Origin of the sequence: Solwaraspora sp. WMMA2059 (assembly GCF_027497315.1) — a bacterium.
Classification (GTDB): Bacteria; Actinomycetota; Actinomycetes; order Mycobacteriales; family Micromonosporaceae; genus Micromonospora_E.
This window is the reverse complement of record NZ_CP114908.1, coordinates 3,844,592-3,866,903: the sequence shown is the minus strand read 5'-3', so window position 1 is coordinate 3,866,903 and position 22,312 is coordinate 3,844,592. Positions and strand designations below refer to the sequence as shown.

The following is a 22,312-nucleotide window of genomic DNA, read 5'->3' as shown; positions in this document are numbered from 1 at the left end:
CAATCGAAAGTTATGGTACCTATTGATAATGCGATGCTATTCGAATCTTCAATTCGATATGTGTAGATAAAAGCTCTTGTGTAATCCCGATCACTTCCTGCTCTCTGAATATTCTCCGTTCAATTGCTATCACTGGAGTCTGGTGGTCGAAATTGAAAGCTTCGATTTCGGTCCGATCGGGCATTCGGGCGGTGACTCGTAGATCTACGTGTGTGACTGCAATTCCGTGCGCGGCAAATTCGCTTGCTTCGTCGTTCCGGCATGGTTTATTGGTGGGATCGGATATGGGTGTACCGGCGACGAGATCAAGGGGATTGTAGGCCGTTGTTAAGTGGTGGGCATGGCCGTCTGCCTTGAATACGAAGCGGCGCTCCAGCAGCAGGGTTCCCGGTTCGCAACCAAGCATGGCCGCAAGGTGTGGACTGGCGGGTACATCCCGATAGGTGGCTTCGACGGCGATGGCATCTCGGGTTGAAACGTGTTCCCTGTGGAGTAAGGTGACATTCTGGTCGCCACCTCCACACGGCTTCGTCTCGTCCTGGCGGCAGTTAGTGATGATTCGCAGGCCTGCTGGGTTTGGTAGGTCTGCTGCGGGTTGAGTGTACGTGCCTCGACCGTGTTCGGTGGTGACGAGTCCGTCTTGGCGTAGGGCGTTGATGGCTGCGCGGATGGTGCCGCGTGCGACGTTGAACTCTTTGGCGAGCGCTACTTCTGGGGGTAGGAGTGCGCCGGGTGGTATGGCGCCGCTGGTGATGCGGTCGCGGAGTTGGTCGGCTACGCGGCGGTAGCGGGGTGTTCCGTAGTGCGGGGTTGGCACTCGTGTCACGTTACCTGTCTGTTGTGTAGTCAAGTGCCGTCTGGCTGCTCGTTTCTACGTCTGGACAACAGGTCCACTTGTAGGTACGTTTCCCTGTGTGTGGTCGGGTTAGCCGCTCGTGATCATGGGGTTGGCTGCGTTCGGCGTCCCGGCCACACGTCTCGCGCACCTTCTGTCAGCGCCTCCCGTGGTGGGGGGTGCGGGTGGTGTGCGTCCTGGTCGGGGTGCGGCGTGACCCGACTCCGCCCGCCGGGCGGTGCGCCGTATCTCGCGGTGGGGCCGGCGGCTCTGCGCGTTCCCCCCGTTGCGTGCGGGGTCGCCGGTCTCCTGTCAGCGTGGGAGGTGCTGATCATGAAAACTTCGCGTCTGGTGGCCTGGTGGCGTCGTCGACGGCGGACCGGCCCGACTGTGCGGGCGGTGGCCCGTGTCGTTCCTGGGTGGGCGGTGGAACCGACCCGGGTGTCTCCGCTGGTGGCGGGTGCGCCGTTGTTGACGGTGGGTCAGCGGTTCCGGGCTGCTGGTGGGCGGTGGTCGCGGTGACCACGGTCGACGGCGGCGCGGACAAGGTGGAGCATCCGGCGTGGTGTGCGCGGGAGCGGTGCGGGCATGTGGTGCCTCCGTTGTTCGCGCACATGGCGCGGCGGCACCGGTCCAGGTTGTGTCAGGTGGGCACGCCTCGTGTCGCGGGCGGCAGTGTGGTGGCGTATCTGATCGGTGGTGACCGGTTGCCGCCGGTGGTGGCGGTGCACGCGGCTGCGCCGTGGCTGGGCGCGGGGTGTGCCGAGTTGCGGTTGTCGGAGGTGCGCAAGCTCGTCGACGCGTTGACCGGCCTGCTCGCCGACGCCGACGCGGCCGGCACCGGACCGGGCGACGACACCAACGGCGGCGACCGGGGGAAGGCGGGCGGCTCGTGAACGGGGAGGATGCCCGGCCGGGTGGGCTGGTGTTGTGTCCGGTGTGGTGCGCGGGGTGTGGTCCGCGTGACCGGATGCACCGGGCCGGTCTGGTGACGGCGGGTACCGAGCGCACGGGCTGGGTCAGTGCGGATGTGATCGCCGATCACGGGGCCGTGTCGGATGTGCGGGTGAAGGTGGACGTCACCCGGTACGCGTCGACGCAGACGGTGTTGCTGCAGCCGGGTCCGGCGGCGCGGTTCCTCGGCGGCCTGAACCAGGCGACCCGGCTGCTGCACGCGTTCACCCGCCCGACCGTGCGGGTGGAGGGGTTGGCGTACCGGCGGGCGGCGCAGTTGGAGCCGGGGATGCGGGTGCTGCTGTTCGGCGGCGTGGTCCTGGTCGTCGACACCGACGAGGTTCCGGAGTTCCCGACGGCGGCGCTGTTGTCGGTGCGGCAGGAGTCCGGCGGCCCGGTCTACACCGTGCTGGTGCCGGCCGACATGGAGCCGCTGGTGATCGGACCATGACCCAACGGATCACGCGCAGGGTGGTGCGGGGCGGGGTGTGGGCTGACCGCGCGGGAGCGCCGACCACCTGGCAGACGTATGAACGTCTAGGGGGTAGCGTTGCCGGCGTGACGGCCAAGGACTGGCGCCCCCGGTATCTGCAACTCGCTGAGCAGTTGCGGGGTCAGATCCTGTCCGGGGACATGCCGCCGGGCACGTTGATGCCGTCGGAAACCGAGTTGGCCGACTCGTCGGGCCTGTCTCGCACGAGTGTCCGTAACGCGATCCGACAGCTGCGGGAATGGGGCCTGGTCCGCGCCGAACAAGGCAGGGGCACCTACGTACGGGCTCCTCGCCAGCGGGTCCGGCGGCGCAACACGGAGCGCTACCAGTGGGAGAAGGACCGCGTCCTACTCCCCGACGCTGAACGGCGGGCGACGGGCGGCACGGAGCATGACACCGGTCTGACGGTCGATGATCTGAAGTTCCACGCCGAGTACACCCGCGTCCCGGCCGATGCCGAGATGGCGGCCGCGTTCGGCGTCGAGCCGGGTACGGAGTTGCTGCGGCGGGTGTACTGGACGACCACGCGCACGGAGTCGGCTCCGTTGTCGGTGTCGTACTCGTTCCTGCCGGTGGCGTTGATCGCCGGGAACCCGGACCTGCTCGACGCCTCGAATGAGCCGTGGCCGGGCGGTACGCAGCATCAGCTGTACACGGTCGGGATCGAGCTGGACCGGATCGTGGATGAGATCAGGGCGCGGCCTCCGTCGCCGGATGAGGCCGAACTCCTCGACATCGATCCGGGCGTGTCCGTGCTGACGGTGCGGAAGACGTCGGTGGACATCGGTGAGCGGGTGGTGGAGGTCGCCGACGTCGTCATGCCCGGCGACCGCACCGAACTCGTGTACTCGAACACGCTCGCGCGGTGGCCTGCTTGACCCTGGTCGTTTCGGTCATCACCCCGGTGCACCCGCCGAGCATCGGCTATCTCGCCGACGCCTACGCCTCCCTGGCCGCCCAGGACATGCCGGACGGCTGGGGGTGGCGGTGGCTGGTCCAGGAGGATGGGCGTACCGGGGCCGTAGCCGACGCGCTACCCGACGACCCGCGTATCTCGGTCGGTGTCGGCCGACCCGGCGGCCCCGGTGTCGCCCGGACCCTCGCCATGGAACGGGTCGACGGGCCGTTGGTGAAGGTCCTCGACGCCGACGACCAGCTCACCCCCGGTGTCCTCGCCCGGGACATCGCGACCCTGACCGCGCATCCGTCGGTGGGGTGGTCGACGTCGCGGGTGCTGGATCTGCTGCCGGACGGGTCCACGGTCGGCTTCGACTCCGACCCGCCAGCCGGGCCGATCGCCTGCGGTGACGTGTACGCGTTCTGGCTCGCCAACAACTACCGGGCACCCGTGCATCCGGCGACGCTGTGTCTGCGGACAGATGTGCTGTTCGCACTGGGCGGCTGGATGGCCCTGCCCGCGTCCGAGGACACCGGCCTGCTCCTGGCCGCGAGCACCATCACCGGCGGCTTCTTCCACGCCGAAACGGGCCTGCTGTACCGCAAGTGGCCCGGTCAGGTCACCAGCCAGGCCGCGCACCGCGAACCGGCCGAACACGCGGCCCGGATGCGGGTCATCGACACGCGGGTACGGGCGCTGACCGCGCTCAACACCACGATCACCCTGCCCTAACCGGCACTCGCCCCGCCCCCGCCTGGTCCACACCGACCGGCGGGTTTCTTCGTGTGCCCCGTCGACCTCTTCCCGTGCTCGTCGACGTCCGTCGACCCAGTGAACGAGCGCAGACCGGTTGCGGCGCTGTCCGCAAGGGTCATTCGGGGTATACCGGACCACTTTCCGAGACTTGTTGACATGTCTGCCAAGTAGTCCCTACCTTTGGTCTAGCCAGTTGGCAGACGTTACTACAAGTTGGGAGTTGCAGAGATGGCTCTGCGAGGCGGAACGAGGTTCTCGGTCCGGTGTTCGGACGTGTTCCCGGCGGGGTGCGCGTTGGTGCCCGAGTCGTTGGGTGAGGTCGAGGACTACGACGAGAAGACGGGTCGGCGGTCGCTGGCGAAGGACAAGTTGACGGGTCAGCGGGTGTGGCAGGTCCGGGTGATGGACCTGGACCCGGAGTTGGGGAAGCGGTCGCGGGAGACGACGGTGAAGATCTCGGCGGACTATCAGCCGGTTGCGCCGACGGGGGTTCCGTTCGAGGCGGTGGAGTTCGACGACATGACGGTCACGCCGTACGTGGCGAGCAACGGGCGGATGGCGTACTCGTTGCGGGCGTCGGGGATGCGCGCTCCGGCCGGCGTGGCGTCCAACGGCACCGGTAAGGCGCGGGCGGCTACGGGTTCGTAGTGCTCGGTTCGGGGTGGGGCTGTCTGGTCTTGGCGGACGGCAGCCCCACCCCTGGTGTCTTCCCCCCACTCCTTCTTTTCAGATTCGGTGAGGTTCCGACGTGTCCCAGGTTAAGCGCGCCCAGGCTCGGGCGCGGATCCGCTGTAGCGACTGCAAGAACATGTTCACCCCCACCCCGACCGACGCCCAGGGCGACACCGACAACGCTGCCGCGAGCGCCACCGATGGCGGCCGGTGTGGGTTGTGTGTGGGCCAGCTGGTGTTGCCGTTCCCTCGGCTGCGGGACGCTCGCGGCCGTTTCCTGCCGGTCGGGGGTGGCCGGTGATGGGGCGTCCGCGTGGTGAGGTCGTCACCACCGTCTCCGGTGACCTGCTCGTGGTCCGGCCTCGGCGGTTGCGGCTGCCCTGGTGGGCGGTGCTCCTCGGTCTGCTGGCTCGCTGGTTGGGTCGGGGCCTGTGGTGGTGCCTCAAGCATCCGCGCATCCTGACCGTCTCGGTGATCACGGTCGCCGTGTACAGCGACTACGGCGTGCCCGGTGTGGTGACCCCGGTCGTGTTGGCCGGGTTGGGGTCGGCGGTGTGGCGGTGGCGGCACGAATCGTCCTGGTGGGCGTGGTGCGGCGGCCCGCTGCTCGGCAGGTGGCGGCACACGGTCGTGTACCGGCGGGTGTGGCGCGAAGCGATGACCATGTGTGACCTGTCGCGGGTCTACCAGCACCAAACGGTGTTGCCAGAACTCCTGGCCGTGCACTGTGACCAGGCCCTAGACGTGTTGTCGGTGCGGATGCTGCGCGGGCAGACCCCTGCCGACTTCCAGCGCGTGACGGAGAACCTGGCGTATACGTTCGGCCGGCGGCACGCACGGGTGTACACCGAACGGCCGGATGAACTCCCCGTGCGTGGCGGTGGTTGGGTGGGGTGGCTGCTGCGCCAGGTCGACGCCTACCGGTTCCGCGACCGGCCCGACGTCGTCTACGTCGTCCTGGTCCGCACCGACGCCCTACGCAAGACGGTTCCGCCGTTCCCGGTGCCGACGGTGCCGGACTTCACAGCGCTGCCCATCGCGGTGCGGGAAGACCTGCGGACCTGGCATCTGCGGCTGTTGGCGACGCATGTGCTGATCGGTGGGGCGACCCGGCGCGGGAAGGGCTCCGTCCTCTGGTCCCTCGTCCGCTCCCTCGCGGGTGGGGTGTCGTCCGGGCTGGTCCGGCTGTGGGTCATCGACCCCAAGGGCGGGATGGAATTCGCGTTCGGCAGGCCGATGTTCGCCCGGTTCGCGTCCACTTCCTTCGACGCCATGGCTGACCTGCTTGATGAGGCGGTTGTCGTGCTGCGGGAGCGGCAGGCACGTCTTGCCGGCACGGTCCGGGTCCACACACCCACCGTCGATGACCCGCTGGTCGTCGTGGTGATCGATGAGATGGCAGCGCTGACCGCGTACCTACAAGACGTCGACCTGCGGAAGCGGATCACCGCCTCGTTGGGGCTGCTGCTGTCCCAAGGTGCCGGCGTCGGTGTCCTGGTCGTGGCCGCGTTGCAGGACCCGCGTAAGGAGGTGCTGCCGTTCCGGGACCTGTTCCCCACCCGCATCGCGCTCGGTCTGACCGAGGCGTCGCAGGTCGACATGGTGTTGGGCGACGGCGCACGCAACCGGGGCGCTCTGGCGGATCAGATGCCGTCCTGGGCCAAAGGCGTCGGCTACGTCCTCCTGGACGGCACACCCGACCCGGTCCGGGTCCGGTTCTCCTACCTCACCGACACCGACATTCGGACCATGGCCGAAGAGTTCCCGGCGCCGGTGGCCGCTGCGGACATCCTCGCCCAGGTCGGCCGGGAAACCGCCCCCGAACCGGCACAGGCTGCCGAGTCGACCCGACGGGTTCCGTTGCCACGTAGACCATCCGGGCCGCTGCTTCCTGACTCGCTACTCAGCATCCTCCGGCACGACCAGGGCGACATCGACAACAACAACGGCGGTGGTGGTCCCCGATGACACAGACGTCTACGCCGGGGCGGCGCTTCTACCGGCTGCGGACCCCCACCCCCGACGGCGGACGCGGAACAGCCGTCTCCGTCCGCGTGGATACCGACCGGCCCGACCCCTACCCGCTGTATGTCGCCATCGGGGGCGGCCGGCGACGGGTCTACCTGACTCCCGGTGAGGCGTGGGCGCTGTGGCGCTGCCTGTCCGAAGCGGTCGCCTCCCTCGGCGACCCACCCGACCACATCCGCACCACCGTCCACCCGACCGGGAGGTAACCCCTGATGCCATCCCTCAACCGCCCCTCCTGGCTCCTGCTGCGGCTGCCGTGGCTGGCCCGCCTGCTTCACCGGCCGATCCGCATCACCGCGACCGGCCCGGCCGATCAGCTCGCGGCGCTCCTCTCCGGGCTCCGCACGTACCTCAACCTTCGTGGCAGGCCAGGCATGCGGGTCCGCATCGACCTGACCATCACCGACCGGGAGGACACGCCATGACCTGGCAACGCACGGAAAGCGTGCTGCGGCTGGTGATCCTGCTCGCCATCGGCTCGATGGCCGGCGCGGCCGCGTTCACCCACGTCCATGACCTGTCCGTCGCCCACGGCCAACCCCACTGGATCGGCTGGGCCAACGCCGTCGCCGTCGAACTCATGGCCATCTACCTCGGCCTGGAAATCCGGGCACGACGCCGGGCCGGTCGACCGGTCGGGTTCGTCGCCGTCCTCCTCGTCGGCTTCGCACTCCTGTCGTTGGCCGTGCAGGTCGCCGAGGCCGAACCGTCCGTGTGGGGCTGGATCGTCGCCGCCGTGCCGTCGCTGGCGTTCCTCGCACTGGTCAAAGTCGTCCTGTCCAGCGCACCCGCTGTCCCGGCTGGTTCGCCGTCGTCGACTGCGGCGGCCAACCCGGCTGGTCCGGCTGAGCGGGTACGCGTCGACCAGGCGGACGCCGTCGACCAGGTCCCGACCGACGACAACGATCCGTCGCCCGATGATGTCGAGCGGCCTGCGGTCGTCGAACCGGTCCGCGTCGCCGGTCACGGATCGGTGCTGCCGCCGCTCGGGGTCGTCCAGCCGCGACGGGCAAACGGGATGGTGGTCGGCCGGTGACCGCACCCACCACCCTCCCCGGACTCGACACACCCGCGACGGATCGGCCGGCGACCGTCGAACAACAGCCTCGGCCCGGCTCCCGTGCCGCGCGGATGGGCCTGCCCCGGTCGGTTGACGTCCTGCGGGACGTCGCCACTGAGTACGGGGTGTGTATCCGTCCGCTCGCGATGCGGCGGACCGATCTCGACACCGGCCGTACCGAGGTGATCGACCTGCCCTGCGGGGCGACCCGTGAGGACAAGTGCCCGCCGTGCGCGAAGCGGAACCGCAGGCTGCGGCAGGCGCAGATCCGCGACGGCTGGCACCGCGACGACGAACCGTTGCCGCCACCCGAACCGGCCACGGATGAGCAGAAGGCGCTGATCGTGCTGCGGGCGCACTTCGAGTTCGAACGCGACGCGGCCGTACGGGAAGCCGACTGGAAGCAGGTCACCGACCTCGACGAGGCCATCACCGAAGTTGAAGACGCCATCACCGCTGAAGGACTACGCGGCCGCGTCGCACCACCCCACACCGCCGACGGGGACGGCGTCGACCAGGGCGACGCGCAGGACAACGGCAAGCGGCGGAAGCGGTCGACCAGGCGGCGGCAGGACGCACCCGACCTACCCCGCCGGCCAGTCGAAGCGCGCACCGTCGGCAAGACGTACACCGCACCCGACGGCAACACCTACCGGCCGTCGATGTGGCTCACGCTCACCCTCGACTCCTACGGCCCAGTTCGCCCGGACGGCACCCCGGTCAACCCCGACCGGTACGACTACCGCCGTGCCGCCTGGGACGCGGTCCACTTCCCCCGACTGCTGGACCGGTTCTGGCAGAACCTGCGCCGGTGTGAAGGCTGGAACGTCCAGTACGCCGGATGCGTCGAGCCGCAACGCAGACTCGCGCCTCACGCGCACTTCGCGATCCGCGGCACCATCCCCCGCCAGACCCTGCGGACGGTGGCGGCGGCCACCTATCACCAGGTGTGGTGGCCGTCCGTCGACGTCCAGCACTACGGCGGGGAACACCAACCCGTGTGGGACGTCGACCAGGGCGCCTGGGTCGACCCGGACACCCGTCAACCGCTGATCGGCTGGGCGGAAGCACTCGACGCGGTCGACCACGATCCGGACGTCGAACCCGTCCACGTGGTCCGCTTCGGTTCCCAGGTCGACGCACGCGGCGTCATGCCCGGCACCACCGACGCTGAGCGGACCATCCGCTACATCACGAAGTACATCACCAAACACGCCGCCGACTGCCACACCACCACCAGCGGCCGGCAACGCGCACATCTCGAACGGTTCTGGCAACAGTTGCAGGTCACCCCGTGCACCGACCGGTGTGCGAACTGGCTGCTCTACGGCGTCCAGCCCAAGAACGCATCGGCGAAGCTGCGGCCGGGACGCTGCCGGGGCAAGGTCCACCAACGGGCCACCCTCGGCATCGGCGGCCGACGCATCCTCATCTCCCGCGACTGGTCGGGCAAGACCCTGTCCGACCACAAACACGACGCACGGGCCTGGGTCCGGGCACTGCTCGGCGCGACGACCGACCTGGCCGGCGTCGACCAGCCCACCGGCACCGACGGCGCGACCTCGTCCCGGCACGCGTGGGAACTGGCCCGGCCCGACGACCCGGACGTCACACCGCTCGGGCACCGGCTCCTGCGCTCCATCTCCGAACGCGCCCGCTGGCGCTCCCAACTCCTCGCCGCGAAAGACCGGGCGGCACAGGAGGCGAAGCACGACCTTTCGGCAACGGGGACGGCGGCGTGATGGGGGAGGGGCACAGGGTGGCGAAACACGGGGAACTGTGGTCGGTCGAGGACGTCTCGGCGTTCCTGCGGGTGCCGGTGGAGACCTTGTACCGGTGGCGTAAGCACAAGAGCGGTCCGCCGGCTGCCCGGATCGGCCGGCATCTGCGGTACGACCCGGCGGACGTACGCGAGTGGTTCCGCTCGCAGGCGGCGGCGTAGCCGTGGCGCATATCGAAGATCGCTGGTACAAGACGATCAAGCATCCCGGCGGCCGTACCGAGCGGGTCAAGTCGGAACTGTTCGGCAAGGGGCTGAGGTACCGCGTTCGTTACGTCGGCCCGGACGGGCGGGAGCGCAAGAAGTCGTTTCCTGACCGGGCGAAGCGCGACGCTGAGGCGTTCCTGGTCTCGACCGAATCGGACAAGCTGCGCGGCGCGTACGTCGACCCGGCGGCCGGTCGGATCACGTTCCGGGAGTACGCCGAGGAGTGGTTGCGGACCCGGTCGTTTGACGAGTCGACGCGGGAGAGCACGGAGATCCGGGTGCGCAAGCACATCCTGCCGTACTTCGGGCATCGGTCGTTGGCGTCGATCATGCCGGGGCACGTACGGGCCTGGGATGCCAGCCTGGTGGGCAAGATTGCGGTCACGACCAGGTCGGTCGTTTTCGCGCACCTGCGTACCATCCTCGGTGCGGCGGTGGATGACGAGCGGATCGCCAAGAATCCGTGCTCGGCGCGGTCGGTCAAGGCGCCTCGGCCCGCTGAGCGGCGGGTGGTTCCGTGGACCGCCGACCAGGTTTCGGCAATCCGGTCCGGTCTCGCGTCGCGTTACCGGCCGATGGTCAACCTTGGTGCCGGGTGCGGGCTGCGTCAGGGCGAGATCTTCGGCATCGGCGTCGATGATCTCGACCTGGATGCGGGCTGGGTGCATGTCGTACGCCAGGTCAAGCGGGTCCGGTCTCGGCTGGTGTTCGGCCTTCCGAAGAACGACCGGGATCGCCGGGTGCCGCTGCCGGCGTCGGCTGTCCGGGTGCTGCGGGAGCACCTGGCCGTCGTCAAGCCGGTCACGATCACCTTGCCGTGGGAAGACCCGTTCACGGGCGACCCGGTGGCGGTGCCGCTGCTGTTCACCACGACGCGGGGCAACGCGCTGAACCGGGCGACGTTCGACGGCAAGAGCTGGCAGCCGGCGGTCGAAGCGGCGGGCATCGTGCCGACCAGGGCGACGGGGATGCACGCGTTGCGGCACTTCTACGCCTCGGTTCTGCTCGACGCGGGCGAGAGCGTCAAGACGCTGGCGACGTACCTGGGCCACGCTGACCCCGGTTTCACGCTGCGGGTGTACACGCATCTGATGCCGGCCGGCGAGGAGCGGACCCGGCGGGCGATCGACGCGCTGTTCGGTGACGACGCCGGGAAGGTCGACGACGGTGTGGACGGCCGGGACGGTGACGACGGCGGGGACGTCTCGGATGACCCGGACGCCCTGTAGACGCCCTGAGGGGCCTCGGTGGGGGTGTTCGTGCAGCTCAGATGGGGTGTGGGTGCGAGAATCCGGCGTACAGGTCGACTCGTCCGTCCCACCCAAGTTCGGCATAGATCGCACCACATGTGCTTCGCCGGCTGCGTCAACAGGGCGGGGCATCGGCGTTCGTGCCAGAGCCCTATCGTCGGTGGGGTGTCCGACATCCTGCAGATCGGCTCCCTCGCCGTCCCCGTTGGTGCCCTCGTCGTCTACGCGGTCGGGTTCGTCGTCCTCTACTGGGTCATTCGCCTTGCTGTCCGGCACGCCATCCGAGACGCCGACCGGCGTCGGTCAGGCGACCGGCAGTAGCTCCGAGAGGTGGGTCGGTCGGCCGGGGCCACGGCCGTTTCAAGATCATTGTAACGGTGGGTGACGGTTGCTGTGGCGGCGTGTCGAGTGGGGACGAAGCTCCGTTAGGACGAGGTCTTCTCAAGGATCTTGTCCACCCGGAGCTTCGTCATGCCGCATTCTGTCACCCCCGCTGTCGATCCGGTGTCCACGCCGGTCGTCGGGGACGTCGCGTCGTCGTGTCACGACCTGCTGGAGCTGTTGTTGGCGGTGTCCGACGGCCGGTCGGCGCAGGGTCGTGACCATCCGGTCGCGGTCGTCCTGACGTTGGTGGCGGCCGCGACCATGGCCGGGGCGACCGGCTACACCGCGATCGCGGGCTGGGTCGCCGACGTACCGGCCGAGGTCATGGACAGCCTCTACGAACGGGTCGGGGCCAGACCGGCCCGACGGCCGTCCCGGTCGACGATCTGGCGGGTCTGCACCGACGCCGACGCCGACGTGCTCGACGCCGTCATCGCCGAATGGACAACGACACGACACGCCCACGTCAGAACCGGCACGCCGACCCAGGTACGTCTGGACGGCAAGACCGTCGGCGGCGCCGTCGGCGACGACGGGAACCAGCTGCACCTGCTGTCCGCTCTCGCCGGGGACCCGCGACCGGGAGCGGCGGGCGTCGTGCTCGCCCAGGCGCCGACCGACGGCGCCAAGACCACGGAGCCAGCCACCGCCCGCGCCCTGCTGCAGACCCTCGACCTGCCAGGCCGGACAGTCACCGCGGACGCGTTACACACCGTCAGGGCGACCGCCGAACTCATCCACCACCGTGGCGGCCAGTTCATGTTCCCGGTCAAGGAGAACCGCCGGACCCTGTTCGACGCCCTCAACACGCTGCCCTGGGCCGACACCCCACCCGACCTGGAAAGCGTCGACATCGGACACGGCCGCCGGACCCGCCGCACGATCCGTGTCCTGCCCGCCCCGCCCGATCTGCCGTTCCCGCACGTCAACCAGGTCTGGCTGATCGAACGCTACGTCACGCACACCGCCACCGGGAAACAGTCCGCCGCCGCGCGGCTCGGCGTCGCCAGCCACACTCCCGACCAGGCCGGCCCCGCCGAACTGGCCGCCTACAACCGCGGTCACTGGGCCATCGAGTCGTTGCACTGGATCAGGGACACCTGCTACCGGGAGGACCGGTCGACCACGCGTACCCGGTCCGGGCCCCGCGTCCTGGCCTCGCTACGCAACCTAGCGATCAACGCCCTACGCCTGGCCGGCCGAACCGACATCACGGAAGCCACCAGATGGGCCGCCCGCAACATGACCAGGCCATTCACCATCCTCAACCTCACCAGATGATCTTGGAACAGCCGTGCGGCCGGGGCTGTTACCGAGTGGCTGGAACTGCTTGACGATCGACGTCGCCGCAGTTAATCTCCTTCATAGCTGAGCATCTATGTACTGTGTGTGATCTGTGCTCCGTCGAGGGCATCCGTCGGCCGGTGACCGGGCCGCCGTACCGACGGTTCACGGCTGTGTGCTCAGCGCGAACGGAACGGCATGCGGCCGACCGCTTCCGGCTGGCTTTCGGTGGCACAGGGCCGGGATCGCCAGCGCATCCGAACGGCATGGGCATTGCCGACGGATCTGTGTACCTCGGGAACAGTGTTCATCTGAGTCAGATTCCGCTGACTTCTGGCCGCTCCATCGCAGTAGAAACAGGAGGCACTTCGTGAAGAACGTTGGGACCAGCGTTTTCACAAGACGCCGTCCACCAGGTACGACGACCGTGCTTGGTGTGGCTGTCACCTTCGCCGCTGTCGGGGCACTCGCCGTGTCCGGCATGTCGGCTGCCGCTGTTCAGGCCCCGGCCGACGAACCAGCGGCATCAGTGTTGGCAAGTTGCGATGACCGGCTGTTCGGCTGGGCGTCAGTGTCGGCGAACGGTGTCGCCACGACGACCGGCGGCGGCAACGCCACCCCGCAGACGGTGACATCGCTTAGCGACCTTCGGCAGTACGCCAACGACTCGACTCCACGCGTGCTACGGATATCCGGCACGATCAGCACTGGGTCGTCGGCCGTGGAGGTCGGCAGCAACAAGACCCTGATCGGCGCAGACTCGAACGCGACGATCCGTGGTGGCATCAACATCAACGGCGGTAGCAACATCATCATCCGCAACTTGAACGTGCAGGGCGGCGGCCAGGGCAGCAGCCCGGCCGACACGATCGCCGCGCGTAACGCCCACCACCTATGGTTCGACCACCTGAACCTGTGGGACGCCAGCGACGGGTTGCTGGACCTCACCCGAGGCGTCGACTACATGACGGTGTCCTGGGTCAAGTTCTGGTACACCAACAGTTCCCACTCGCACAGGCTGGCCAGCCTGGTGGGTGGAGGCTCGACCCACGGCGACACCGACAGCGGAAAGCTGAACGCCACCTACCACCACAACTGGTTCGCTGATCTGGTTGACCAGCGTGGACCACGAATGCTGTTCGGCAAAGGCCACGTCTACAACAGCTACTACAATTCCCCCGGGAACGCGTACGCCATCGGCACCGGATCGTACGCCTCCGTACTCGTGGAGAACAACTACTTCAAGGACATACGGGACCCGCACCGGTTCCAGGACTCGAACCCCACGTACATCACCGCGCGGGGAAACGTCTACGACAACACCAGCGGTCGGCGTGACACAGGTGCCCAGGGTAGTGGCGTCACTCCGTTCACGAACCCGCCGTACAGCTATTCGCTCGACGCGGCAAACGACGTCCCCGGCATTGTCACCGCCTGCGCGGGCCCGAGACTGTCCGGGACGCCGCTGCCGCCCACCACAGCGCCGCCCACCACGGTGCCGCCGACGACGGCGCCGCCGACGACGGCGCCGCCCACCACGCCACCAACGACGACCGCGCCACCAACCACAGGTGCCTGCAGCGCCTCTTACCAGACCGTCAGCTCGTGGCCCGGTGGCTTCCAGGGCGAGGTGGTCGTACGAGCAGGAAGCACAGCGATCAACGGCTGGACCGTCCGCTGGACCCTCGGCAGCGGGCAGACCATCAGTCAGCTATGGAACGGTAGCCTCAGCACCAGCGGCTCCAGCGTCACGGTACGCAATGTGGACTACAACGGCACGCTGCCGGCCGGTGGCACCGCGACCTTCGGGTTCCTCGGCTCCGGCTCACCGTCCTCGCCGTCTCTGACCTGTTCCAGCCCGTGAGATGCCGCTGGGCCAGGTGCCTTCGGCCCATGCCTCTGCCCGAGGCCCTGGCCCAGCAGCGCTCCGCCGGTCACGGACCGTTCGTCCGCGTCGCGTCAGGAGCCGTACGGGGCAGCAGGTGATCGAGTGCCGCGTTCGCGGAAGTACGCCGGACCCGCCGTCTCGAGGACGGCAACCGGGTCTGCTGAGGTCGAGCCGATCCGGACGGATGCCAGCTTCGATCAGTGCTGGTCAGTGCGGCATGAGGTGGCGGGTGAAGAACCGTACCGTGCTGTCCAGCTCGTGTTCCGGGAGCCGGTCGGCGTGCCGGCCCGGGTTGGCGTGCAGCGTCTTCTCGGTCGAGCCGAACGCGTCGAACAGGGCCAGGCTCTGCGCCCGGGGCACCCGTTCGTCGTCCCACTGGACCAGGAACTCGACCGGTACGGTGATGCTGGCCGCAGCGTCCAGCGTGGATGCGGCGGCGGCACCGCCGAGGCCGAGGACCGCCGCGCGCACTCGCGGCTCGGCGGCGACGAACGGTACGCCGAGCCCGTAGCCCAGCGAGATCCCCCAGTAGCCGACCTGCCCGCCGCCGAGATGGTCGAGGACGGCCTGCCACTCCGGGACGGTCTGCTCGGCGACCAGGGCGTGGAAGTCGGCGAGCAGCGCGGCCAGGTCACCTCCGGAGCTGACAGCGGTCCGGATCTCGGTGGCGATGTCCTGGTAGCGCTCGTCGGTCGGGCGCTCGCCGTGGTTCGGCACGTCCACGCAGACGGCCGCGAAGCCGCTGGACACGAAACGGTGGGCCCGGTGCAGGACGCCGGGAGCGGTCTTGTGCTGGCCGCCGCCGTGGCCGATGACGATCAGCGGCGGGCGGTCGGCACCGCTGCCGGCTGAGGTCCAGAGCACAGCGGGTACGCCGTCGACGGCGAAGTGTTCTTCCTGGATGTTGTGCATGCGCGTACACGCCTTTCGAGAGTCCCTGTGCGGGCGCTCCCTAGATGCGGGGGAGGGAGTCCCGGCCTGTCGCAGCGTTGATCGGACTCACCTCCTCGGGCAGCAGTCATGCACGGCGCAGCGAGCGTACCGTAACCTCACCCCGCTATCGGCGCTCACCTGTCGGTCGAAGCCGTACCCGCAGGTCAGCTCACGGCCTTCTTGACGAGGGCGGCGATGGTCTCTGCGGCCTGCTCGCTGAGCTGGGCGACGGCGAAGGACGTCGGCCACAGGCCGCTGTCGTCGGCGAGATTGGCCGTAGCGGTGAAGCCAAAGGTGGAGTAGGGCTCCTTGTCCGCGTGCCCGCTACGGAAGAAGCACACGACCTTGCCCTTTCTCGCGTACGCCGGCTGGCCGTACCAGAGCTTTGGGGACAGGTCGGGGGCGTTGGTGGTGACGATGGCGTGGATGCGTTCGGCCAGTGCGCGGTCCGACGGTTCCATCTGGGCGATCTTCGACAGCACGTCGAGCTCCTCGGCGGCTGCCTTGCCACCACGACTGCGGGTCGTCTCCCTCTTGAGCTCTGCAGCGCGTTCTTTCATGGCGGCGCGCTCGCCCTCGGAGAAACCGTCCGTGCCTGCCTTGCCCATCGTGTCGCTCCTGATCGTTGTCGGGTGTGACCGAGGGTCACGCTAGCCGTGCTGCGACGGCTGGTGCTTCTCAAATCCTGATCGGCACAGGCGGCCCGCCGCCACGAGTCCTGACTGGCAGAAGACGCCGCGAGCCGGACATTCGGGCGGTTAGCCTCCGGTGGTGAGCTCCCCGTCTGACGATTACACAGCGACATTGCCGCGAAAGCGGATGGGCTCGGCTGTGCTGCTGCGCGACCATGACGGACGAATCCTGCTTGTCGAGCCGACGTACAAGGACTACTGGGAGCTGCCAGGTGGCGTGGTGGAGGCCGACGAGTCGCCGTACGACGCGGCGGTCCGTGAGCTGGCCGAAGAACTTGGCCTGGCGGTCACTCCCGGCCGGCTGCTGGTGGTCGACTGGGTGCCGCCTCGCGCCGGCCGCACCGAGGGAGTCATGTTCGTGTACGACGGTGGAATCCTGGACGAGTCGCAGACCGGTGCGATCCGGCTGCCGCCGCAGGAGTTGCGCAGCTGGGCGTGGTCGACCTTGCCGCAGGCGCAGCAGCGGCTCTCGCCGCTGCTGGCCCGGCGGGCCGCCGCCGCGCTGGAAGCGGCGACGGACAGCGGGACTGTCTACCTTGAAGGCGGCAATCAGGTGGGGAGCCCGTAGGGCGCGCGGAGCAACGTCGCGCCGCCCGATCGGTAAAGGCTGTCATGGACGCCGTCGGCGTAGAGCATTCCGGTGAGGTCGGCTCGCGCTTTCGCGACGGGGCTGGACTGTTGGAATCCGTACGCCCCGAGCAGCGGAGCCAGATCGGTGACCGCCCGGTGTGTGATGTCGACTCCGGCGGCCTTACCGGCGCGAGCGAATAGGTCCGCATGCGGGTGGCCAGACGCAGTGAGCCTGATGGCGGTGATGGCGGCGAGCAGCGCGGCGACTATCTCGGCGTGGGTGCGCCCGAGGGTGATCAGCGCATTGTCGCGGACCCGAGGCAGCACACCTACCTGCGCGCAGTGCATTTCTCGCAGCAAAGGCTGCCCATAATCTCACTGCTTGTAGAGTTGAGTGATCATGCGTTTGTTTCCCCTAGCGTTCCTCTCGTTGTCCGGGTGATTGCTCAAGCTGCAGTTCTCGCTTGCGCTGTTCCTCCCTCAGCCGTTCGACATTCTCGGCGAAGAGGCGAAGTCGTGTTGCTTCCGCCGCCTCCTCCGCAGGTTCCCCTGACTGTGTGTCGTGCGCAACCTCTGCGTATTCGTGGAGTCGGAATTGAATTGCGTTGTAGTGTTTCTCGATGTCATCTGCGGTTGATTGAAGATTGTAGCCACGTTCCCGGAACTTGAAGTAAGCGGCAAGGCCTGCAGTGATGCTGACGAAGGCGGTTAGGCCGGTTGAGAACCAGCTAAGGGGGTGTTCTCCCGCCATGACTGCAGTTGTGGTTGATGCCGCAATGGAGCCGACAATAATAATTGCTTGAACTGTGTTGTGTGTCCTGAGGTTGCGGGTGGCTCTTGTTCGGAACTGGGCTACGATATCCTGCGATGCTTCGCGGTAAATCCTCAGGGATTCTATCGAATCTGAGGGTATCCGCGCTGCTGCGCTTTGTCGATCGTGGTTGAGGTTCCGTACGTTGAAGTCGAGTTCGACGATGTTTCGTCGATTCTTGATTGCGAGTCGGCCCATTGATACGCAGAGAATGAGCAGGGCTGTCAGGCCCACGTACCGGGTTACGACTGGTTGATCGCGCCATAACCCTATGGCAACGGAATATGCAAGAAGTGCGGCAAGTGTGAAGGCGGAAAGTAGTACAATAGAATAAGTGATCTGCGCCGATTTTGCTGCTCGTAAGCGGTCAATGGCTAGCTCATAGTCTCGCCCGATCGCGCGGTACCTGTCCTGTGATTCTATGCCAACTCTCTGGCTTTCTAAATCAGGTGACTGGCCTTGGGTTCCGTCATGAGGGGTAGTCACGGGCGCTCCGTGTGTCGTTCCTGTCGCTGAACATGATGCGGCCACGAAGTATCGCTGGTTGAACTGCGGCAATCAAGGAACTGTCACATTGGCGTCAGTGGTGGTGGGTGCTCCGCAAAGTAGTTAAGATGCCGTCTTGTCGGTGCCGCTACTTCTCCGCTGGTGCAGGGCTTCCAATTCGACGACCGTCAGCACATAACAGCGGAGTTCGGTCAGATGAGTGCGCCCTGCCATTCGTAGCTGGACCACTCGGTCAACCTCGGGAGACGTCCGGCCAAACAGGGAGCGGGGTGATGCGAAGTTTGCTCGGTTCAGACAGGAAACGAGTGCAGGCTGACCGGCTGACTCGAAGTCCCTCGCCTCCGACGGGCTACTGGGGTCAGGCTTCGCTGCGCCGCAGACCGGTTTGGTGACTGCGCCGCACTCGTGACGCGGTAACGGCTGCGCTACCGCTGGCGCGTCTGTGCCCCGAGCGAGGCGGTGAAGGACGCCCACGCGGTGGGGGAGAACGCGAGCACTGGACCGGAACGGTCCTTGCTGTCGCGTACGGCTACGACGGCGGGAAGGTTGTCGGCGACTTCGACGCAGTTGCCGGTGCCGCCGGAGTAGCTGCTGGTACGCCAGGTGGCGTCGGTCAGGTCGGTGTCTCGCATTCGCGGTGCCTCCTTTGAAGTGGGGGAGGAGCGGTTACGCGGAGAGCAGGGACGACTTGAGCGCGGTGGTGAAGGTGGTCCAGGCGGAGGGGGCGAAGGTCAGCGCCGGGCCGCTCGGGTCCTTGCTGTCGCGGGTGGCGACGACTCCCGGCAGGTTGCGGGCGACCTCGACGCACTGGCTGTTCGAGTCGCTGCGGCTGCTCTTGATCCACACGGCGCGGGTGAGGTCCATCGCGCCCCTCCTTCTGGTCTACGCCAAGTCCTTGGCGATCGCGGCGATCAGGTCCCGGGACTTGCCTGGGCTGAGCGCCGCCGCGTGCAGGTGGGTGTAGGTAAGCGTAACCCGATTCATGTCCTCGGGACGTTCCAGATACACGTCGCCAGCTGGGCTGATCACGTACGCCACCGGGCTGTGCACGTCCTCGTCGAACTCCAGGATCGAGAACGACCCGGTGGTGCCAGGGTGATGGCCCTCGCTGAACGGCAGCACCTGCAGCATGACGTTCGGTCGGGTGCTCGCCTCGGCCAGGTGGTCGAGCTGCCGGCGCATCACCGCGTCGCCACCGGTACGCCGATGTAGCGCAGCCTCGTCCACGACGGCCCAGAACTTCAGCGGCGGGTCCTCGGTGAGGCACGCTTGGCGCGCCATCCGTAGCTCGACCCGCCGGTCCACCTCGCCGGGATCGTCCGGCCAGGCGGTAGAGGCGACAGCTCGGGCGTACTCCTCGGTCTGAAGCAGGCCGGGGACGATGGCCAACTCGAAGTTGCGCACCTCGCGGGCGGCGCCTTCGAGACCGACGTACATGCTGTAGTTCATCGGGAGGTTGCCGTACTTGGACCACCAGCCGCGCTGCTTGCCCTGCTTCTGCAGGTCGAAGATGGTGGCACGGCGCTCCTCGTCGGTGACGCCGTAGCGGTCGAGCATGACGATCAGGTCGCCACGGCCGACGCCGACGTCACCGGCCTCGATCTTGTAGATCTTCGACTCGCTGCAGGCGAGCACTTCGGAGATGGCGAACTGGGTGAAGCCGGCCGCCTCGCGAGCGGTCTTGAGCTGCCTGCCGAGCTGCCATCGGGCGATCGTGGGTCCGCTTGCTCGTGACATGTAGACCTCCTCAGGATCCTCTTCGGATCTGCCGAAAGGCAGTCTCCCTCGCATTGCTACAACTTTCAAGACCTGACTCCACACTGTCGGCCGTCCCAGAGAAAACTTACACTGAAGTCTTGTAGCCGTACGTCAGAGATGTCAATCTGTCTTTGGCTGCGAGAGCCGGGCCGGCAGACCCGAAGTCGGCGTACCGCCTCGTCGCCTCGCACATCCCCACCCACCTGGGCGCCGGCCGGCGTCGCGGCAAGGAGGCCGGCCGGTGCCCCGACCCGAAGAGGGGGTAGGTCTTCGTGGAAGTCGGTGCGCTGATCGGCGCGGTCCTGCTGGGATTCCTGGCCGGACTGTTCGCCTTCAAAGTGAAAGTCAGATGGTGTCCGTGGTGCGGCCGGTTGACCTGGCCCGGCCCGCCGCCGCCACCGGACGGAGAAATGCTGTGACCAGGTCGTCCGGCCGGCACCGGCCGCCGATGGTCAGGGTCAACGGCGAGACGTACGAGGGGGACGTCGCGCCGGTGGCGCTGACCGCCGAGCAGGTGACGCGGGTGCGCTTCCGCACCCGCTGGCGGGGCCTCGACCCACGGCACGTCGCGGCGTACGTCGCCCAGGTCGCCGCCGAGCTCCGCCGCCGCGACCAGAGCATCGCCCGGCTGGCCGACGAGTTGTCGCTGCTCAAGCAGGCGTTGCGGGACTGGCAGAGCGATCAGGCCCGGCTGCCGTACGTCGGTGAACTCGACATCGACCCCGGCACCTGAGCCGGGTGACGTGCTGGCGATCGGGGCTGCCGCCAGCGTCCAGTTCGCCGGTGACCGGGGCTTCCGGTTCCGGGTCACCGCCGTCGACAGGCGCTGGACCTATGTCGGCTGGGTGTGGCTCACCGGCTACGTTCTCGACCGCGACGGCACAGCCGTCGACCGACGGGAGATCTTCGTGCAGCGGGACGGACTGCGCCTACTCTACCGGCGGAAGCGGTGAGCGCCGGTCCGGGGCGGCGACGGCCAGTTGCCGTCGTCGCCCCGGACCGTTCAGTCGCCCCGGGCCGTTCAGCGGGGATCAGGGACTGGTGCAGGTCACTGTGGACGGCGTCGACGGCGATCCGGAGCCGAGGAAGCCGAAGGTCACGGTGCCGGCGGCCGGCAGCGATCCGTTGTACGACACGTTGCGTACCGAGACGCTGGAGCCGCTGGTGCTCAGCGTGCCGTTCCATATCTGGGTGATGCTCTGGCCGCTGCCGAGGCTCCACCCGACGGTCCAGCCGTTGATCGCCGAGTTGCCGGCCCGGACGGTCACCTCACCCTGGAAACCACCGGGCCACGACCCGATGGTCTGGTACGTCGCCGTGCAGGCGCCAGCCGGCGGGGCCGTCGTGGGCGGTGCGGTCGTCGGGGGAGCGGTGGTCGGTGGCGCCGTCGTCGGTGGCGCGGTGGTGGGCGGTGCCGTCGTCGGCGGGGCGGTCGTCGGGGACGGCGACGGCAGGCCCGGCGGGACGAGCGGGCAGGTGTTGCGGTACTGCAGCACCCCGGAGGAGTCCATCAGCGGGCAGAGGAACTGGGTGTACCGCAGGTCGTTGTCGAGGAAGATCTTGACCCAGGGGATCATCGTGCGCATCAGCAGCGTGTTCGGTCGGGTCGGGAAGCTGTGGTCCAGCCCGGCGGCCTCGAGGTACGCACCTTCGGTCGTCGACGGCAGCCCGTTGTAGAGGTTGCTGACCGACGACGGGGTGGTGACCGTGTCATTTTGTCCCGAGTAGAGCAACGCCGGAACCTGCATGTTGGTCAGGTTCTGCGACGGCGAGAACGGCGTGAAGCCGACTGCGGCCTTCAGCGCTGGCCGCCGCAGCGCCGCGCTGAACGCGCCGCCGCCGCCCATCGAGTGACCCGCGACGGCGAGCCGGTTCGGGTCGACCCGGCTGCGCACCGAGCTCTGCCCGGTGAGGTAGTCCAGCGCGGCCAGCAGCTGGGTGCCCCGGGCGGTGTCGAAGTCGTTGCGGTCGTTGGTCTCGATGCCGATGACGACGAAGCCCTGCGAGGCGAGCCGGGGCCCCATCCAGGCGAGTTCGACGGAGAACAGCGCGGTGTACCCGGGGGAGATGGCGATCGCACCGAAGGTGCCCTGGCTGGTGTCGGTCGGGTAGTAGATCATGCCGCCGTTGAAGCCGTACCCCGGCGGGACGCTGACCTGCGCGGTGGCGAACGGTCCGTTCGGAGCGGCGACGCTCGCCGGGGTCGGGTCCGGACCCCGCTCGTACGGGTTGTCGGCGGCCACCGCCGCCGGGCTGGTCGCGACGATGCCGGCGGCCAGCCCGAGGACGGCCGCCGCTGCCGCGGCGAGCAGCGCGAACGGACGCCGCCGGGCCAGCCGCCGGCCGGTCGGTACCCGGCCGTCGGCAGGCGGTGGATGGGCGATGCCTTATCTGGACATCGGGTGTCTCCTTGACCGTGTGGGGTGCCATCGAAACGATAGACATCGATGTGAACGGTCACGTTACACAGCACGCGGGCTGGTCATCAATCGCCGATCGACTCTGGTCCAAAACAGACACTTGTCAGTACGAGGTCCTGCCGTCGAAAATCT

Annotated in this window: 30 protein-coding genes; 21 read left to right on the top strand and 9 right to left on the bottom strand. The window is 67.9% G+C overall.

Annotated features, from left to right (window positions below; all coding sequences use genetic code 11):
- Positions 1 to 19: 19 nt before the first annotated feature.
- Positions 20 to 817 carry a GntR family transcriptional regulator gene (locus O7553_RS17625; protein WP_281550832.1) on the bottom strand — a complete coding sequence of 266 codons (798 nt, stop codon included), beginning with the start codon at positions 815 to 817 and terminating at the stop codon, positions 20 to 22.
- Positions 818 to 1,168: 351 nt separating this feature from the next.
- Here O7553_RS17625 and O7553_RS17620 point away from each other — a divergent pair, with 351 nt between their 5' ends.
- The 17 genes from O7553_RS17620 to O7553_RS17540 all read left to right on the top strand — a co-directional run bounded on the left by O7553_RS17620 (position 1,169) and on the right by O7553_RS17540 (position 14,465).
- Positions 1,169 to 1,357 carry a hypothetical protein gene (locus tag O7553_RS17620; protein WP_281550831.1) on the top strand — a complete coding sequence of 63 codons (189 nt, stop codon included), beginning with the start codon at positions 1,169 to 1,171 and terminating at the stop codon, positions 1,355 to 1,357.
- Positions 1,354 to 1,731, top strand: coding sequence for a hypothetical protein (locus O7553_RS17615; protein WP_281550830.1), 378 nt, complete (start codon positions 1,354 to 1,356; stop codon positions 1,729 to 1,731). The genes O7553_RS17620 and O7553_RS17615 overlap by 4 nt, the downstream gene beginning before the upstream one ends.
- Positions 1,728 to 2,240, top strand: coding sequence for a hypothetical protein (locus tag O7553_RS17610; RefSeq protein WP_281550829.1), 513 nt, complete (start codon positions 1,728 to 1,730; stop codon positions 2,238 to 2,240). Before O7553_RS17615 ends, O7553_RS17610 begins: the two co-directional genes overlap by 4 nt.
- Before the next feature lie 107 nt (positions 2,241 to 2,347).
- Entirely contained in the window at positions 2,348 to 3,160 is an 813-nt protein-coding gene (locus O7553_RS17605) for a GntR family transcriptional regulator (protein WP_281550828.1), read from the top strand.
- The gene (locus tag O7553_RS17600) at positions 3,148 to 3,912 is read left to right on the top strand and encodes a glycosyltransferase family A protein (protein WP_281550827.1); all 765 of its coding nucleotides are present in this window, start codon (positions 3,148 to 3,150) and stop codon (positions 3,910 to 3,912) included. Before O7553_RS17605 ends, O7553_RS17600 begins: the two co-directional genes overlap by 13 nt.
- 252 nt (positions 3,913 to 4,164) lie before the next feature.
- A complete protein-coding gene (locus O7553_RS17595) occupies positions 4,165 to 4,584 on the top strand; it encodes a transcriptional regulator (RefSeq protein WP_281550826.1) in 420 nt (139 codons plus the stop codon).
- Positions 4,585 to 4,684: 100 nt separating this feature from the next.
- A complete protein-coding gene (locus O7553_RS17590) occupies positions 4,685 to 4,909 on the top strand; it encodes a hypothetical protein (RefSeq protein WP_281550825.1) in 225 nt (74 codons plus the stop codon).
- Positions 4,909 to 6,576 carry an FtsK/SpoIIIE domain-containing protein gene (locus O7553_RS17585; RefSeq protein WP_281550824.1) on the top strand — a complete coding sequence of 556 codons (1,668 nt, stop codon included), beginning with the start codon at positions 4,909 to 4,911 and terminating at the stop codon, positions 6,574 to 6,576. Before O7553_RS17590 ends, O7553_RS17585 begins: the two co-directional genes overlap by 1 nt.
- A complete protein-coding gene (locus tag O7553_RS17580; protein WP_281550823.1) occupies positions 6,573 to 6,842 on the top strand; it encodes a hypothetical protein in 270 nt (89 codons plus the stop codon). Before O7553_RS17585 ends, O7553_RS17580 begins: the two co-directional genes overlap by 4 nt.
- Positions 6,843 to 6,848: 6 nt before the next feature.
- The gene (locus O7553_RS17575) at positions 6,849 to 7,061 is read left to right on the top strand and encodes a hypothetical protein (protein ID WP_281550822.1); all 213 of its coding nucleotides are present in this window, start codon (positions 6,849 to 6,851) and stop codon (positions 7,059 to 7,061) included.
- Positions 7,058 to 7,672, top strand: a complete 615-nt coding sequence (locus tag O7553_RS17570; protein ID WP_281550821.1) for a DUF2637 domain-containing protein — start codon at positions 7,058 to 7,060, stop codon at positions 7,670 to 7,672. The genes O7553_RS17575 and O7553_RS17570 overlap by 4 nt, the downstream gene beginning before the upstream one ends.
- A complete protein-coding gene (locus tag O7553_RS17565) occupies positions 7,669 to 9,438 on the top strand; it encodes a replication initiator (RefSeq protein WP_348650058.1) in 1,770 nt (589 codons plus the stop codon). The genes O7553_RS17570 and O7553_RS17565 overlap by 4 nt, the downstream gene beginning before the upstream one ends.
- Positions 9,438 to 9,638 carry a helix-turn-helix domain-containing protein gene (locus O7553_RS17560; protein ID WP_281550820.1) on the top strand — a complete coding sequence of 67 codons (201 nt, stop codon included), beginning with the start codon at positions 9,438 to 9,440 and terminating at the stop codon, positions 9,636 to 9,638. Before O7553_RS17565 ends, O7553_RS17560 begins: the two co-directional genes overlap by 1 nt.
- Before the next feature lie 2 nt (positions 9,639 to 9,640).
- Positions 9,641 to 10,912 carry a site-specific integrase gene (locus O7553_RS17555; protein ID WP_281550819.1) on the top strand — a complete coding sequence of 424 codons (1,272 nt, stop codon included), beginning with the start codon at positions 9,641 to 9,643 and terminating at the stop codon, positions 10,910 to 10,912.
- Between the two features lie 186 nt (positions 10,913 to 11,098).
- Complete coding sequence (locus O7553_RS17550) at positions 11,099 to 11,254, top strand: hypothetical protein (protein WP_281550818.1); 156 nt, start codon at positions 11,099 to 11,101, stop codon at positions 11,252 to 11,254.
- 150 nt (positions 11,255 to 11,404) lie between these two features.
- A complete protein-coding gene (locus O7553_RS17545) occupies positions 11,405 to 12,598 on the top strand; it encodes an ISAs1 family transposase (RefSeq protein ID WP_281550817.1) in 1,194 nt (397 codons plus the stop codon).
- Between the two features lie 439 nt (positions 12,599 to 13,037).
- Complete coding sequence (locus O7553_RS17540) at positions 13,038 to 14,465, top strand: cellulose binding domain-containing protein (RefSeq protein WP_281550816.1); 1,428 nt, start codon at positions 13,038 to 13,040, stop codon at positions 14,463 to 14,465.
- Between the two features lie 231 nt (positions 14,466 to 14,696).
- Here the strand turns inward: O7553_RS17540 and O7553_RS17535 are convergent, their stop codons facing one another.
- Positions 14,697 to 15,401, bottom strand: a complete 705-nt coding sequence (locus O7553_RS17535; protein WP_281550815.1) for a dienelactone hydrolase family protein — start codon at positions 15,399 to 15,401, stop codon at positions 14,697 to 14,699.
- A gap of 185 nt (positions 15,402 to 15,586) precedes the next feature.
- The gene (locus O7553_RS17530; protein ID WP_281550814.1) at positions 15,587 to 16,030 is read right to left on the bottom strand and encodes a DUF1801 domain-containing protein; all 444 of its coding nucleotides are present in this window, start codon (positions 16,028 to 16,030) and stop codon (positions 15,587 to 15,589) included.
- A gap of 163 nt (positions 16,031 to 16,193) precedes the next feature.
- Here O7553_RS17530 and O7553_RS17525 point away from each other — a divergent pair, with 163 nt between their 5' ends.
- Positions 16,194 to 16,682, top strand: a complete 489-nt coding sequence (locus O7553_RS17525) for an NUDIX hydrolase (protein ID WP_348650059.1) — start codon at positions 16,194 to 16,196, stop codon at positions 16,680 to 16,682.
- On the opposite strand, the gene O7553_RS17520 is transcribed toward O7553_RS17525, so the two are convergent.
- From O7553_RS17520 to O7553_RS17500, 5 genes are all read right to left on the bottom strand, one after another.
- Positions 16,664 to 17,032, bottom strand: coding sequence for a hypothetical protein (locus O7553_RS17520; protein ID WP_281550813.1), 369 nt, complete (start codon positions 17,030 to 17,032; stop codon positions 16,664 to 16,666). The two genes, O7553_RS17525 and O7553_RS17520, sit on opposite strands and share 19 nt — an antisense overlap.
- A gap of 67 nt (positions 17,033 to 17,099) precedes the next feature.
- Positions 17,100 to 17,981: a DUF4231 domain-containing protein gene (locus O7553_RS17515; RefSeq protein WP_281550812.1), complete on the bottom strand. Its 882-nt coding sequence runs from the start codon at positions 17,979 to 17,981 to the stop codon at positions 17,100 to 17,102.
- Between the two features lie 446 nt (positions 17,982 to 18,427).
- Positions 18,428 to 18,634, bottom strand: a complete 207-nt coding sequence (locus O7553_RS17510) for a DUF397 domain-containing protein (RefSeq protein WP_281550811.1) — start codon at positions 18,632 to 18,634, stop codon at positions 18,428 to 18,430.
- Positions 18,635 to 18,668: 34 nt separating this feature from the next.
- Positions 18,669 to 18,866 (bottom strand): DUF397 domain-containing protein, encoded by a 198-nt coding sequence (locus tag O7553_RS17505; RefSeq protein ID WP_281550810.1) that lies wholly within the window; start codon positions 18,864 to 18,866, stop codon positions 18,669 to 18,671.
- Between the two features lie 18 nt (positions 18,867 to 18,884).
- The gene (locus O7553_RS17500; RefSeq protein WP_281550809.1) at positions 18,885 to 19,739 is read right to left on the bottom strand and encodes a helix-turn-helix transcriptional regulator; all 855 of its coding nucleotides are present in this window, start codon (positions 19,737 to 19,739) and stop codon (positions 18,885 to 18,887) included.
- Between the two features lie 293 nt (positions 19,740 to 20,032).
- Here O7553_RS17500 and O7553_RS17495 point away from each other — a divergent pair, with 293 nt between their 5' ends.
- The 3 genes from O7553_RS17495 to O7553_RS17485 are packed head-to-tail and all read left to right on the top strand — an operon-like array spanning position 20,033 to position 20,713.
- Positions 20,033 to 20,179: a hypothetical protein gene (locus tag O7553_RS17495; RefSeq protein WP_281550808.1), complete on the top strand. Its 147-nt coding sequence runs from the start codon at positions 20,033 to 20,035 to the stop codon at positions 20,177 to 20,179.
- The gene (locus tag O7553_RS17490; RefSeq protein ID WP_281550807.1) at positions 20,176 to 20,493 is read left to right on the top strand and encodes a DivIVA domain-containing protein; all 318 of its coding nucleotides are present in this window, start codon (positions 20,176 to 20,178) and stop codon (positions 20,491 to 20,493) included. The genes O7553_RS17495 and O7553_RS17490 overlap by 4 nt, the downstream gene beginning before the upstream one ends.
- Positions 20,465 to 20,713 carry a hypothetical protein gene (locus O7553_RS17485; protein WP_281550806.1) on the top strand — a complete coding sequence of 83 codons (249 nt, stop codon included), beginning with the start codon at positions 20,465 to 20,467 and terminating at the stop codon, positions 20,711 to 20,713. Before O7553_RS17490 ends, O7553_RS17485 begins: the two co-directional genes overlap by 29 nt.
- Positions 20,714 to 20,791: 78 nt before the next feature.
- Here O7553_RS17485 and O7553_RS17480 read toward each other — a convergent pair whose 3' ends face one another.
- A complete protein-coding gene (locus tag O7553_RS17480) occupies positions 20,792 to 22,003 on the bottom strand; it encodes a cellulose binding domain-containing protein (protein WP_348650060.1) in 1,212 nt (403 codons plus the stop codon).
- Between the last annotated feature and the right edge of the window lie 309 nt (positions 22,004 to 22,312).